The sequence below is a fragment of the Erythrobacter colymbi genome (genome assembly GCF_002155685.1).
Taxonomy (GTDB): domain Bacteria; phylum Pseudomonadota; class Alphaproteobacteria; order Sphingomonadales; family Sphingomonadaceae; genus Erythrobacter; species Erythrobacter colymbi.
On record NZ_MUYK01000001.1, the window covers coordinates 210,587 to 224,488 of the forward strand.

Annotated in this window: 10 protein-coding genes; 9 read left to right on the plus strand and 1 reads right to left on the minus strand. The window is 70.6% G+C overall.

From position 1 onward, the window contains the following. Positions 1-8: 8 nt before the first annotated feature. The 4 genes from BZF57_RS00980 to BZF57_RS00995 all read left to right on the plus strand — a co-directional run bounded on the left by BZF57_RS00980 (position 9) and on the right by BZF57_RS00995 (position 4,704). Positions 9-572 (plus strand): hypothetical protein, encoded by a 564-nt coding sequence (locus BZF57_RS00980; RefSeq protein ID WP_086733673.1) that lies wholly within the window; start codon positions 9-11, stop codon positions 570-572. A gap of 1 nt (position 573) precedes the next feature. Next, positions 574-1,674 (plus strand): DUF1176 domain-containing protein, encoded by a 1,101-nt coding sequence (locus tag BZF57_RS00985; protein WP_086733675.1) that lies wholly within the window; start codon positions 574-576, stop codon positions 1,672-1,674. A gap of 84 nt (positions 1,675-1,758) precedes the next feature. Continuing rightward, positions 1,759-3,672: a sensor histidine kinase gene (locus tag BZF57_RS00990; protein WP_086733677.1), complete on the plus strand. Its 1,914-nt coding sequence runs from the start codon at positions 1,759-1,761 to the stop codon at positions 3,670-3,672. A gap of 90 nt (positions 3,673-3,762) precedes the next feature. Beyond that, positions 3,763-4,704 carry a hypothetical protein gene (locus BZF57_RS00995; protein WP_086733679.1) on the plus strand — a complete coding sequence of 314 codons (942 nt, stop codon included), beginning with the start codon at positions 3,763-3,765 and terminating at the stop codon, positions 4,702-4,704. Here BZF57_RS00995 and BZF57_RS01000 read toward each other — a convergent pair. Further along, complete coding sequence (locus BZF57_RS01000) at positions 4,701-5,573, minus strand: alpha/beta fold hydrolase (protein WP_162290937.1); 873 nt, start codon at positions 5,571-5,573, stop codon at positions 4,701-4,703. The two genes, BZF57_RS00995 and BZF57_RS01000, sit on opposite strands and share 4 nt — an antisense overlap. Positions 5,574-5,823: 250 nt before the next feature. Between BZF57_RS01000 and BZF57_RS01005 the strand changes: the two genes are divergently transcribed. The 5 genes from BZF57_RS01005 (at position 5,824) to BZF57_RS01025 (ending at position 13,881) form a co-directional block, all read left to right on the plus strand. Continuing rightward, positions 5,824-6,342 carry an RNA polymerase sigma factor gene (locus tag BZF57_RS01005; RefSeq protein ID WP_086733683.1) on the plus strand — a complete coding sequence of 173 codons (519 nt, stop codon included), beginning with the start codon at positions 5,824-5,826 and terminating at the stop codon, positions 6,340-6,342. Between the two features lie 39 nt (positions 6,343-6,381). Continuing rightward, positions 6,382-7,326, plus strand: coding sequence for a FecR family protein (locus BZF57_RS01010; protein WP_086733685.1), 945 nt, complete (start codon positions 6,382-6,384; stop codon positions 7,324-7,326). Positions 7,327-7,330: 4 nt separating this feature from the next. Next, the gene (locus tag BZF57_RS01015) at positions 7,331-9,865 is read left to right on the plus strand and encodes a TonB-dependent receptor (protein ID WP_086733687.1); all 2,535 of its coding nucleotides are present in this window, start codon (positions 7,331-7,333) and stop codon (positions 9,863-9,865) included. 72 nt (positions 9,866-9,937) lie between these two features. Then, complete coding sequence (locus tag BZF57_RS01020) at positions 9,938-13,090, plus strand: autotransporter outer membrane beta-barrel domain-containing protein (RefSeq protein ID WP_240505805.1); 3,153 nt, start codon at positions 9,938-9,940, stop codon at positions 13,088-13,090. 77 nt (positions 13,091-13,167) lie between these two features. After that, positions 13,168-13,881: a VV20781 family protein gene (locus tag BZF57_RS01025; protein ID WP_086733689.1), complete on the plus strand. Its 714-nt coding sequence runs from the start codon at positions 13,168-13,170 to the stop codon at positions 13,879-13,881. The last annotated feature ends 21 nt before the right edge of the window (positions 13,882-13,902 follow it).

The following is a 13,902-nucleotide window of genomic DNA, read 5'->3' on the forward strand; positions in this document are numbered from 1 at the left end:
AAACCAACATGAAAGATGCAGCCCGGCCGTGGATCGGCGTGGTGTTCCATTGCCTCGCGGTGCTCGCCGCGATCTTCGCGCTCGTCTTTTTCATGCGGATGCAGGAGGACCAGTCCTTCACCGATCGCTATCGCAAGGAGGGCACGGTCAGCCGCGCGCAGGTGATCGCGATGAACACCGACCAGATGGTCACCCAGCTGCGCAAGGGTCGCACCCGCAAGACCGACATCCAGGTCCTGCACGTGCGCTTCAATCCCAAATCCGGCTTCGCCTTTCGGGACTATGAGGACGGAGCCGAGGTCCCCACCGCACCGCCGCCCAGCGGCGATGCGGTGGCGGATTCGACCTATACCGACGTGATCTGGGTGACGAAGGACGTGTACGCGAAGACCAAGGTCAGCGACAGCTTCCTCGTGGTCGACACCCCCTATAGCGGTGACGGGCCTGAGCTGATCGAGGACATCCGCGATTTCGACCCCGCGATCTATTACCCGCGCATGGCGCTGGCGCTGCTGCTGGCTGCAGGCTTCGCGATCGTCGGCTGGCGCGGTCCGTGGAAGCGCCGTGGCTAGGATGAAGGCGTGCGCGCTGGCGGGGCTGGCGGCGATGCTGGCCGGCGGCGCGCAGGCGGAGGATTCCCCGCCCGGTCAGTGGATCGCGCCCGAGGTGGCCGAATTCGCCGACTGGTCGGTCGCCTGCGACAACGCCCGCGAACGCACCGCGCTCAGCGTCTCGCGCGATTTCGTGGCGCGCATCGCGGAGGGCGATCCGGGCGACTATGCGCAGCCGAAGCTGTGGGTGAAGCGCCTCGCCGGACCGGAGGCGCGAGTGCGGGTGTTCCTCGACACCACCGTCTGGGGCGAGGCGAGCGCGGGCGAGGGGCCGGCCACCTTGCACGTCTATACCGAATGCGACGGCGACTGCACGGGCCGCGCCTATCACCTGATCCCGCGCGAGCCGGGGCGCTACGAACTCGCCTCCGCCGATGTCGCCGCCTTCCTTACCGAGAGCGTGAAGACCCCGCGCGCCGCGACCCGCTTTGCCGACGGGCGGATGCACGGGATCGTCACCACCGCCGGGATGACCGCCGCGCTGCGCTTTATCGACGAAGGGCAGGGGCGGCGCGGCACGGTCACCGCGATCTATGCCAAGGGTCCGGCACCCGCCCGCACCGTCCCGCCCCCGCCGCCGCGCGAGCGCGTGCGTGCGCTGCGCGGCGAGGAAGTGAACGCACAGGCCTCTTTCGCCACCGACGCGGCGCTGGTCGCCGCCCGCGCGCGCGAATGTCCCGAAGTGAACCTGCAAGGCCCCGATCCGCAGCGCGCCCGCTGGAAGCTGGCGAGCGGCGATTACCTCTGGGCGCTGGGGTGCTCCGACAATCCGCACGCGCCGCGCCGCCTGTGGATGATCGAGACGCCGGACGAGGGTACCGCCGCCTTCCCGCTTCCGCGCCCCGAACAGGGCCGCCCCGCCGAACGTCCGGTGCTGCCCAACAGCGATTTCGATCCGGCGAGCGGCCAGATCACCGCCTATTCCGACGGAAAATGCGGCTGGCGGCGGCGCTGGGCGTGGACGGGCCGCGCCTTCGCAATGGTCGATGCAGTGGAAATGCCGGCCTGTTACGGAATACCGCTTTACCAGTGGCTACAGACGTACCGGGCCATTCCGGACTAGAACACACACAGGGCCGCCGTGCGCCGATGGTCAAGGATCGGCACGCGGACAGGCAGGACAGATGGGGGGACACAGGTGGCAATCATGCTTGATCGGGCCAAGGCAGGGCTGGCGTTGCTGGCGCTGCTCGGGGTGCTGGCGGCGTTCTGGGGCGCGCTCTACTGGGGCGAGACCGCGGTGCGCCCGGCCGGAATGACGCCGCCGCCCGCGCTCGCCTACGTCCGCGCCGACGATGCGGGCAATCCGGCCCCGGGCGCGCAGCCGCAGGAGGCCACCTTCGAGCCCAATCCCATCTACCGCGCGCGGGTCGACGAACGCAGCGGGCCGCGGGTGGTGTTCCAGATCCCCTTCACCCCGCCCTCGGGACAGGAAGATCTGGCCTTCTTCATCGGCGCCACCCCCGGCCTTCAGGAGATCAAGCTCAACGGCACGGTGATCCAGCCCAACATCCCGCTCGACACCCTGCGCGGCGCGGCCGACGGCACCGCGCTCTATTACGTCCTCCCGCCCGCGCTGCTGCGCAAGGGCACCAACCGGATCGACGTGCTGGTCGAGACGCAGAGCGCCGTCCTCGCCCTTGCGCCGTTTCATATCGGCCCGGCGGAGGAAGCCGCGCGCGCGGCGGGCGTGATCGACCTCATCACCAGCATCATCCCCGTCATCGCCATCTCGGTGCTCGCCTTTGCGACGCTGTTGTGCCTCGTCACCAACTGGCCCGCCGAAGACCGCGCGCGCATCCGCAGCCTGATGCTGCTGATGGGGGTGTGGTCGGTGCGGACCTATTTCATCTCCTTCCAGACCCCGTTCGAGCTGCCGTTCCTGATCACCGCTTTCCTCTACTACCTGCTCGATTTCTCGGTGATCATCGCCTTTGCGCGGCATCTTCTGGCGGGCGAGGCCGTCAGCGCGCGCTGGGCGACCTGGCTGGTGTGGCTGTGGGGGGCGCTGCTGGTTTATCTTGCGGGTGTGACCGCGGCAGGCTTTGCCCTGGGGCCGGTGGTGATGCCGTGGTTCGAGGGGCTGGCGATTGCCAATGCGCTGCTCCTGCTGGTGCTGGCGCTGGCGGGGCTTGCGGCGCTGGCATGGGGCGTGGCCGCGCGGCGCGACGGGCGCTGGCTGGAGCGGATCACACTGATGTTCTGCCTGCTCGCCCTGTCGGTCGATGCGGCGGACAACGCCTTCGACCTCGCGCTCCCGCTGGCGCGCGGCCTTGCGCTCACCTTCTATTCCGCTGCGCCCGCAGGCCTGCTGCTCGGCCTCGGGGTCGTGGCATCGATCGCGCGCGAGGCGAGCGAGGCGCGGCGCACCGTGGTGCAATCCAACGCCATCCTCGCGGCCGAACTCGTCCAGCAGAACGCCAAGCTCGAAGCGAGCTACGAGGCGCAGAAGCAGATGCTCCAGCGGCAGGTGATGTTGGTCGAGCGCCAGCGGATCGTGCGCGACATGCATGACGGGATCGGCGGCCAGTTGCTCGGGCTGATGATGCAGGTGCGGTCCGGCGGGGCGCAGCCGGAGGAGATCGAGCAGGGCCTGCAGGCCAGCATCGCGGACCTGCGGCTGATCGTCGATTCGATGGATTCGGCCGAGGAAGGCCTCGCCGAGACGCTGCGGTCCTTCGAGCACCGCGTGCGCAGCCAGATCGAGGCGGCGGGCATCGCGCTCGATTTCTTCGCGGATGTCGACGAGAGCGTCGATCTCGGCCCGCGCCCGACCTTGCAGGTGCTGCGCATCCTTCAGGAAGCGGTGACCAACGCGATGCGCCATTCGGGCGCGACGCGGATCGGGGTAGAGGGCACCGCGCCTGCCACCGGGCCGATCCGCATCGTGATCCGCGACGACGGGACGGGCCTTGCCGAAGGCTACCGCCGCGGACGCGGGCTCACCAGCATGGAAACCCGCGCGCGCAATCTCGGCGGGTCGCTGGCGATCGCGAGCGGGCCGGGGGGCACCTGCCTCACGCTCGAAGTGCCGGTCGGCCCGGTCGGCGCGGCCGACTGAGGCACCGCGCGCCCCCCTCCGGTTGAGGGGATTGGCCGGGGCGCGCATCGGGCGCAGGCCTGTCTCCCGCACGACCGGAGGGAGACAAACATGCGCCGCCCGACCCTGCTTTGGCCCGCGATGCTGGCCGCCCTGATCTACGCCGCCCCCGCCGAAGCGCAGCGCCAGCCGCGCGAGGGGCGGGGCGGCAACGCAAGTGCCGCCACTACCGCGCCCGAGCCCGACAATCCCAACCTCGTCAAGCGCACCTGGGACTTCACCAAGCGCTTCGGCCTCCCGCGCTTCGCGCCGAGCGACTGTGCCAGCGGCAGGGGCGAACTCGCCGCCTTCCTCGAAGCCTACAACGCCCGCGTCGACCGCTTCCTTGCCGGGCCGACCGATCCCAAGAAGCTGGGGCTGGAACGCCGCAACTATGTGAAGCAGGTCGAAGGCGCCGCGCGCGACATTTCCGCCTACCGCGCGACCTTCGAGAGCACCGGCGATCGCTCGCCCGACAGCGATGTCCCGCCCTTGCAGGACGACATCTGCCGTGCCGAGGCGCAGCGCCATGCGCTCGCGGCGCTGAGGGCAGGGCTGGCGGCCATGGCGCGGGTCTATCCCGACATGGCCGAAGTGCCCCCGCGCCTTGCCGAGGCCGACGCCGCGCTCGCCGCGATCGGCGGCGATGCGGCGCTGCGCAAAAGGGTCGTCGCCAATCGCGGGGCGAGCCTTGCGAGGGTAAGGATGAAGCCGCCGCTCGCCCACAATCCGGCATGGGAGAAGGGCCTGCGCGAAGGCTTTTCGCGGCTGGTGCCGGGCGAGACGATCCTCAAGCTCAACCTCTACAGCGCCGACTGGTACGTCCACCGCAACGCGCTCACCAGCGTCCCCGAATATCGCCAGATCGGCGCATGGGTCGCCGCCCGCCGCGCCGACGGGACGTGCTGGATCACCGGCATCGACCTGTGGCAGAACTTCGCCGGCGCGGGCTTCGATGCAGGCGAGTACAAACTCGGCCAGGCCCCGCGCCAGATCCTGTGCGGCAACGTCTAGCCCGCCGCGATGGCTCCCGCAGCCGAGAGATGCGCGCGCACCAGCGCGGCGAAGCGGGCGGGGTCCTGTTCGGGCAGAAGGTGGCCCGCATCCGCCACCACCTCATGCCGCGCCCCCGGCACCAGCGCGGCGGCGGCATCCGTGACGAGCGCGTAGCAGGCGCGCGTGTGCTCCCCGCGAGCCACGGTCACCGGGCAGGTGATCGCGGCGAGATCCTCCGGCCCCAGCGGCACCGGTTCGGTCTGGGCGAACAGTGCGGGCAGCGTCCCGGCGTTGTCGCGGTGGATGATCCGGTAGGCTTCGGGCTGGCGGGCGAAATAGCCCGGCTCGCGCGCGGCGGCATCGATCGCATGGGCGAGCGCGGCGTCGAAATCGCCATCCGCAACGGCCTCGGCAACGGGGACGAAGGCCGCCAGCGTGTCCTCCTCGATCGCGGCCAGCGTCGCGGGATCGGTGACGAAGGTGGGAAAGCCCGGCTCGAACAGGAACAGGCTCGCCACCAGCTCGGGCCGCCGGCACGCGAGCGCCAGAGCGGCGTGCGCGGCAAAGGACCAGGCGACGATATGCGCGGGCGCGGCGCCCAGCGCGGCGATCAGGTCGGCAAGGTCCTCGGCCTGCCCGCCCGTGCCGAAGGGCCGCGCCGGCCGGGCATCCCCCGCCAGCGCCGGGAGCGACATGGTGACCGGGATGCAGGCATCCTCCAGCCGGTCGGCGACGGGGAGCAGGCTGCGCAGATCGCCGAAAGCCCCGTGCGCCAGCAGCACGAAGGGCGCGCCGCGGCGGACTTCGCCGCGCAGGGCATAGTGGAGTTCGGCGCCGGCAATGTTGAAATAGGTGGTCGCGCCCAGATCGGGCCAGCGCGTGGGCACTCGGGTCTCTCCGTATAGTAATCGAGGTTGGTGTGCGGCCCCCCTCAGGCCTATACGGACTTGCGCGGGCGAACCCTCTGACACAGGTAAGTTTTCGTCGCGCCCTTGTGCGCTTTCATCGAGCCGCCGTTGCCTGCGCGCCCGCATGACGCCACGGCGCGCGCGGCAATTCCCGTTCGGCCCGCATTCATGCTAGGGGCGCAACTGCAGCCCCGCGACCCGACCCATCGAGACCTGTCCGATTCCCGCCATGGCCCCCACCGACCCGCTCGAAGAGGCCTACCTCGCGCACCGGCCCCGGCTGCTGCGCTTCCTGCGCGCGCGCGGGGCGGGGGAGGCGGCCGAGGATCTGGCGCAGGAGCTGTGGCTGCGCCTTGCCGCCGCGTCAGACCGCGAGGCGGCGAGCGGCCTTGCCTACATGATGCGCGCCGCCGACCGGCTGATGATCGACCGCTACCGCTCGCACCGCCAGGCGACCTTGCGCGATGCCGCCTGGGCCGAGGCGCAGCCAGGCCTTGCCGACAACATCGCGCCCGCCCCCGGCCCGGAGCGCGAAATCGCCGCGCGCCAGCAGGTCGCGCTGGTCCAGCAGGCGCTTGAGGAGGTCGGCGCGCGCGCCGCCGCGATCTTCCGCCGCCACCGCATCGACGGGCTCACCCAGCGCGAGATCGCAGCCGAATTCGGCGTCAGCCTCAGCACGGTCGAGAGCGACCTGCGGCGCGCCTACGCGAAAATTGTCGATGTTCGGGGGGCGATCGATGAGGCATGAGGCGCATGGCTCCGTCTTGGTGACAGGAGGCCCGATGCGATGAACGGCGCAATGAACTCAGACCCCAAGGTCCGCGACGCCGCGCTCGGCTGGGCGCTGGCGATGCGCGCGCCCGATTTCGACGACTGGGACGGCTTCACCGACTGGCTCGAGGCCGACCCCGCGCATGGGCTCGCCTATGACGAAGTGCAGTTCGCGCTCGACGACGCGGACGCGGCGCTGGCGGTGCTGCCCGAACCCGCGCCTGAACCGGCCCCCGAGCCCGCTGCCGCCAACGACAACCCGCCCGGATGGCTCGCCTCGCGGCGCGGCTGGCTGGGCGGTGCGATTGCTGCCGCGCTGGTGCTGGCGGTGACATCGGTGCTGTGGGTCGGGCCTCAGGCCACCACCTACCAGACCGCGCCGGGCGAGACGCGGCTGATCGCGCTCGAGGATGGCAGCACGGTCGAGCTCGCCGGAGGCAGCACGCTGGCGCTCGAAGGCGCGCGCGCGGCGCGGCTGGAGGCGGGGCAGGCGCTCTTCACCATCCGCCACGATGCGAGCGAACCCTTCGTGCTCACCGCCGCGGGCACACGGCTGGTCGATGCGGGCACGGTGTTCGACGTGCGGCTGGCGGGAGACAGGCTCGACCTTGCCGTCTCCGAAGGCGCGGTGATCGTCGATCCCAGGAACGAGGCCGTCCGCGTCGATGCGGGCGAGCGCGCGGTGCGCAGCGGCAACCGCACCCGCGTTGTCGCGGTCGATCCGGCATCGGTGGGCGAATGGCGGCGCGGGCGGATCAGCTTCGATGCCGCGAGCCTTGCCGAAATCGCCGCCGAGCTGACCCGCGCCACGGGCAAGAACTTCACCAGCGCCGACACTGCCACGCGCCTGTCGGGCAGCATCGCCACCGATGCGCTGCGGAGCGATCCGCGCGCGCTCGAACCGCTGCTCGGGGTCAAGGTGCGCGAGGAAGGCGCCAACTGGGTGATCGCCGCCGAATGACGCCATGAGGCAGCTGGCCGCCCCGCTTGCCGCACTGGTCGTGCTGGCCGCAACAGCGCCCCTCGCCGCGCGGGAGGCGGAGCTTGCCGTGCCTGCGGGAACGGTGAGCGAGGTCGCCATCGGCATCGCGCGGGCGACGGGGGCGAGCATCGTCATCGCCGATCCCGCGCTCGGCCGCGCGCGCGTGGCGGGGATCAGAGGGCGGATGGACGCGCCCGAAGCGGTCAGGCGCCTCGCCAGAGCGAGCGGCTTGCAGGCGGTGCAGGTCGCACCCGGCGCATGGCGGCTGGTCGCGCCGCCGCCGCGCCGCCCCTCGCTGCTCGCGCGCACGCGCCCACCGCGCGAGGTGCCGGAGCAGCGGGTGAGCCACACCCCGCCGCCGTCTGCGCCGGTCGATGGCGAGCCGATCACCGTCACCGCCACCAAGCGCGATCTCACCTATGCCGAAACGCCTGCGCAGGTGACCCTGCTCGATGGCGAGCGGCTCGAACGCGGCGGGGTGGGCGGCACCGAAAAGATCATGCAGCGCGCCGCCACGGTCTCCTCGACCTATCTCGGCAGCGGGCGCAACAAGCTGTTCATCCGCGGCATCGCGGATTCGAGCTTCACCGGGCCGACGCAGGCGACCGTGGGCCAGTATTTCGGCGACCTGCGCCTCAGCTACAACGCCCCCGATCCCGACCTGCGCCTGTCCGACATGGAGCGGGTCGAGATCCTCGAAGGGCCGCAGGGCACGCTCTACGGCGCAGGCTCGCTCGGCGGGATCATCCGCCTCGTGCCGCGCGCGCCGGAGCCGGGGGAGACCAGCCTCGTCGTCTCGGGCGGGGCGAGCGCGATCGCCAATGGCGAGCCGGGCGGCGATGCCCATGCGACGATGAACCTGCCGCTCGCGGGGGAAACCGCGACGCTGCGGCTCAACCTCGATGCGGCGACATTGGGCGGCTACATCGACAAGCCCGCCATCGGCCGCCGCAACGTCAACCGCACCGCGATCTTCGCCGGTCGCGCGGCGCTGCGGCTCGACATCGCGCCCGAATGGCAGGTCGATGTGATCGTGCTCGGGCAGGATACCGAGGCGGACGACAGCCAGTATGCCGACCGCAACGGCACGCGGCGGCTGGTGAGCTCGGCGCAGGTGGCCGAGGGCAGCCGCGCGCAATACGGGCAGGCGCAGCTGGTGGTGACCGGGCGGATCGGGGACGTGCGGGTCAAGTCCTCGACCGGGATCGGCGCGCAGGACCTCACCGAACGCTATGATGCGACCGTGCCGGGCGGCCTGCCGCGGCTGTTCCGGCAGCGCAACGAGACGCGCATGATCGCCAACGAGACGCGCCTCTGGCAGCCGGTCGGCGAGGACGGCATCGGCTGGGTGCTGGGCGCGAGCATCATAGACAACCGCAACACCGTCACCCGCCGCCTCGGCGATGTCGGCACGGCGGGCGTCGCGGCGGGGATCGCCGAGAGCGTCGCCGTCACCAGCAATGCCCGCGCGCTGATCGCCGCGATCCCGACCTCGACCGGCGTGCGCAACACCGTGTTCGAGCTGACCGGCTATGGCGAGGCGAGCTACCGCCTGCTCCCGCGCCTGACGCTGGCGGCGGGCCTGCGCCTCACCAGCGTCGAGCTGGGCGGGGCGGGGGAGGACGTGCTGCCGCTGTTTCTGGGCGAAGCCGCCGCCGGCGCGATCACTGCCCGGCGGCGCGAGACCGCGTGGCTCCCCTCGGCCTCGGCGCTGGTCGATGTGGGCGAGGATGGCCGCGCCTATGTCCGCTATCAGGAGGGCTTCCGCCCCGGCGGGCTCGCGGTCTCGGGCGATTTCGTGCGCCAGTTCCGCTCCGACCATGCGCGCACGGTGGAGCTGGGCGGCGGCTGGGGCCAGCCCGGGCGCGGGGACTTCGATCTCGCCGCGAGCCTGTCCTACACCCGCTGGCGCGACATCCAGGCCGATTTCATCGACGAGGCGGGCCTGCCGTCCACCGCCAATATCGGCAATGGCCGGATCTGGGCGGCGAGCCTGTCGGGTAGCGTCCGCATCGCCCCGGGCCTGCGCTTCGAAGCGGGCGCGACCCTCAACGACAGCGATGTCGACGAGCCGGTGTTCTTCGCGCCCACCCAGGTCTCGCTCGCACGGTTCGACGTGGTCGCTCCCCCGGACGCCATCGCCGGTCAAAGCTTCCTCGCCGCGCCGCGCCTCAGCCGCATCCCCAACATCGCGCGCTTCTCGGGCCGCGCGGGGCTGCAATGGCGCCGCAGCTTCGCCAACGGCACGGGGATCGAGGCCGATGGCTGGGTCAGCTACATCGGCAAGTCGCGCCTCGGCATCGGGCCGGAGCTGGGCGAGTTGCAGGGCGACTATCTCGATAGCGGCGCGATCCTGCGCTGGGGGCGCGAGAATGCGGGGCTGACGCTGTCGGTCACCAATCTCGCCGGCAGCGAGGGCAACCGCTTCGCGCTCGGCACCCCCTTCAGCACCGGCCGCGCGCAGGAAACCCCGCTCCAGCCGCGCACCATCCGCATCGGCTTCGACGCGCGCTTCTGAAAAAATTGACCATACCGCCAAGGCCGCGGGCCGAGGGCTCCGTCTCCTGATCAAACGACAGGAGGAACCCCCTTGATCAACCCCCGCTTGCTTCTCGCCGGAACCGCGCTCGCGACCATCGCCACGCCCTTCATCGCCTCGAAGGCGGCCGCGCAGACCGTCATCAGCACCGCGCGCACCACGCCGGTGGTGACCTCCACCGTCAACAACGGCGCGCCGAACGATGTTCGGATCGAAAGCGCCGGCTCGGTGACCGTCTCCAGCGGCGCGGCGGTGACCGTCGACAGCAACAATTCGGTAACCAACGCGGGCGGCATCACCGTCGCCAATTCCGACAATGCGACCGGCATTCTCGTGACCGGCAACCGCACCGCCAACATCACCAATTCCGGCACGATCACGATCGACGAGAACTACACCGCCACCGATACCGACAACGACGGCGATCTCGACGGGCCCTTCGCGCTCGGCACCGGGCGCACCGCGATCCGGATCGACGGCGCGCTGACCGGCAACCTCGTCCACACCGGCACGATCGTGGTCGAAGGCAACAATTCGGCCGGTATCCGCGCCTCGGCCCCGATCACCGGCACTGCCACGATCGAGGGCAAGACCACCGTCACCGGCAACAACACCGTCGGCGTGGCGCTGAACGGGGTCACCGGCAATGTCCGCCTCGCGGGCGAGATCACCGTGCGCGGCCAGAACGCGCAGGGCGCGGTGCTGAGCGGCGATTACGGCGGCCGCTTGCAGGTGCAGAGCACCATCGTCACCACCGGCTACCGCACCGTCCCCGCCCCCAGCGACCCCTCCAAGCTCGACGCCGACGACCTGCTGCAAGGCGGCAGCGCGCTGGTGATCGAGGGCAATGTCGCGCGCGGCATCCTGTTCGAGATCGCCCCGACCGACGCCATCGCCACCGACAATGACGAGGACAAGGACGGGATCGAGGACGCCAAGGAAGGCAACACCCGCATCATCGCCTATGGCGCGGCCCCCGCGGTGCAGATCGGCGGGACGAGCGACATCACCATCGGCGCGACCCAGGCGACCGCCAACAACTTCGGCATCGTCATGTCCGGCACGATCCTCGGCGACGGGGTCTATCAGGGCGTGAACGGCACCGGGATGCGCATCGGCGGACGCGGCGGTGCGGTTGCCATCGCCAACGGCATCCAGATCAGCGGCCAGATCGGCGGCGCATCGCGCGGCGGCAATGCCACGGCGCTCGAACTGGCGGCGGGCGCCACCACCCCCGAACTGCGCAACGCCGGCACCCTCGCCGCGAACGTGAGCGGCACCACCGGCACCGGCACGGCGACCGCAGTGCTGATCGGCAGCGGCGCTACGCTCCCGGTGCTGCGCAACTCGCGCGCGATCACCGCCACCACCATCAAGGACGGCACCGCCTACGCCATCCGCGACCTTTCGGGCACGCTCGGCCTGATCGAGAACAGCGGCACCATCTCCGCGAGCGGGGCCGAGGCCGGATCGGTGCGCAATGTCGCGATCGACCTCACCGCGCGCAGCGCCGACAGCATCGTGCGCCAGACCGTGGTCGGCTCGGGGATCACCGCGCCGACGATCACCGGCGACATCCGCTTCGGCGCGGGCAATGACCTGCTCGAACTGCAGGACGGCGGCTTTGCCGGCAACGTGCTGTTTGGCAGCGGCACCAACCGCCTGATCCTTTCGGGCGATGCGGTGATGGTCGGCAATGCCGATTTCGGCGGCGGGGCGGGGACGCTCAGCCTGGCGGGCACCTCGGCCTTCACCGGCAAGCTGACGAACGCGCAGAATGTCGCGGTCAATGTCACGGGTGGCCTCCTCGCGGTGAACGGCCCGGCGACCATCGCCAGCCTCGACATGGGCGCCAACACCGTGATCGGCGCGACGCTCGGCGGCGCGGCGGGCACGGCTACCGCGATCACCGTGACGGGCGCGGCCACTTTCGGCACCGGCACCAAGATCCGCGTGCGCCTTGCCGACATCAACACGGCGGTCGGCACCTACACCGTGATCTCGGCAGGCAGCCTGACGGGTGCGAGCAACCTCACCGCCGATTCTGCGCTGGTGTCGTTCCTCTACAAGGCCGCGCTCGCGGTGAGCGGCAACAACATCAACGTCGCGATCAGCCGCAAGGCGACCGGCGAGCTTGGCCTCAACGCCTCGGAAGCGGCGGCCTTCGATCCGCTGTTCGCCGCGCTGAGCAAGGACACCAAGGTCGCCGACGTGTTCCTCGGCATCAACAACGCCGAGGTGTTCCAGGCCTTCGTCGCCCAGACCCTGCCCGACCATGCCGGGGGCAATTTCCAGGGCCTTTCGCAGGGCCTGCGTGCCTTCGACCGCCACTTCATGGACCCCAACTCGCCCTTCGACGAGGAAGGCAAGTTCCGCATCATCGCCGATTTCGCCAACTGGAACCTCGAGAAGGAGCGCGGGCAATCGGCCGCCTTCGACCTCACCGGTCTCGGCTTCCGCGGCGGGGTGGAATACCTCACCAGCGTCGGCGCCTTCGGGGTGACCGGCAGCTGGCTGTGGAACAAGCACAAGAACGGCCCGCTCGACAATTCGGTGCTGTCCGACAGCTACGAGGCCGGCGCGCACTGGCGCGGCAAGTTCGGCCCGGTGATCGGCTTTGCGCGCGTGGGCGCGGGCAAGGCCGACTATTCGGGCAGCCGCGTCTTTGCCGGATCGGGCACCAATGCCGCCAACTACACCATCCTGCGCGAATGGAAGGGTGACTTCATCACCGCCACCGGCGGCGTCTCGATCGAGGGCGGCGGGCAGTTCTTCTTCTTCCGCCCCTCGGTGGTGGTCGATTACCTGCGCCTCAAGGAAGACGGCTACACCGAAACCGGTGGCGGCAATGCGCTGAACCTGACGGTGGACGCGCGCTCGAGCAAGGAAGTCGGCATCAACGGCGGTCTCGCCGTGGGCGTCGACCTGTTCGGGATGCAGGCGCGTGACCGCGGCTGGCTGCGGCTCGAGACCGAGGGCGGCTGGCGCGAGCTCCTCACCAGCGATCTCGGCGCCACCCGCGCGCGCTACAACACCGGCACGCAGTTCACGCTCAACCCCGAAGACGCCGGCAGCGGCTGGTTCGCCCGCGCCCGCGCGCTGGGCGGGGACGGCAGCTACAAGATCGCCGGCGAGGTCGGACTGGAAGAACAGTTCGGCCAGATCGGCTACTCTTTGCGCGCATCGCTTCGCGTAGGCTGGTGATGCGTGCGGGGTGCCGGCCTCTGCTTGCCCCCCCGCACGACAGGTCGGCACCCCACGAATATGTTACAGGTCACAGGATGAAACGCGTCACGATTCTCGCCCTCGCGCTGCTCGCCGCCGGATGCTCCGGGCTTCCGGCCGCCGAGATGCACCTGCCGCCTGCGCTCGCCGCCGGGCAGGGCACGGTGCTGCCGATCGAGGGGATCGGCGGCGGCAACAAGGGCCGCTTCTATGTCGGCCGGTGGCAGGGCAGCTTCCAGCGCTCGGAAGAGCGGCTGGCGCTGTTCGATGCGCTCGTCACCAACCGCGCGGGCGCGGGCTTCGCCATTGAAGGCCCGGGCATCTCGTGGACGATCGAGGCCGCGTGCCGGATGCGCGAGAAGGTGATCGAGATCGAGCCGGTGAGCTTCACCCCCTCGCCGATGGCCTACCGATGCGAATTCAGCGCCGATGGCCGCGCCTTCCCCGCGCGCTTCGAATTGCAGGAAGTGAAGACCGGCCTCGCCGATGAATTGAGCCGCCGCCAGCGGATGGGCGAGATCGCGCTGGGGGGCGAGGTGGTGCAGATCCGCTCGGTCCACAAGATCGAAGGCTCGCCCTTCGAGATGGCATCGCCGATCGGCTATGTCTTCGAACAGAAGGGCCGTGCGGTCGGGGCGGTGGAGCTCAACGGCCAGCCGCGCCTGATCCTCGCCGATCCCGCGAACGAGGGGCTTGCGCGCACACTCACCATCGCGGCGATGGCGCTGGCGCTGCTGCGCGATCCGGCCAATTCCTCGCTGGGGGATTGAGGGGGGCTCGCCCGGCACTCA

Coding starts and splice junctions, on each gene's coding strand:
- BZF57_RS01010 (WP_086733685.1), top strand. CDS start 6,382: ATGAACGGCGCAATGAACTCAGACCCCAAGGTCCGCGACGCCGCGCTC.
- BZF57_RS01025 (WP_086733689.1), top strand. CDS start 13,168: ATGAAACGCGTCACGATTCTCGCCCTCGCGCTGCTCGCCGCCGGATGC.
- BZF57_RS00995 (WP_086733679.1), top strand. CDS start 3,763: ATGCGCCGCCCGACCCTGCTTTGGCCCGCGATGCTGGCCGCCCTGATC.
- BZF57_RS01015 (WP_086733687.1), top strand. CDS start 7,331: ATGAGGCAGCTGGCCGCCCCGCTTGCCGCACTGGTCGTGCTGGCCGCA.
- BZF57_RS00990 (WP_086733677.1), top strand. CDS start 1,759: ATGCTTGATCGGGCCAAGGCAGGGCTGGCGTTGCTGGCGCTGCTCGGG.
- BZF57_RS00980 (WP_086733673.1), top strand. CDS start 9: ATGAAAGATGCAGCCCGGCCGTGGATCGGCGTGGTGTTCCATTGCCTC.
- BZF57_RS00985 (WP_086733675.1), top strand. CDS start 574: ATGAAGGCGTGCGCGCTGGCGGGGCTGGCGGCGATGCTGGCCGGCGGC.
- BZF57_RS01005 (WP_086733683.1), top strand. CDS start 5,824: ATGGCCCCCACCGACCCGCTCGAAGAGGCCTACCTCGCGCACCGGCCC.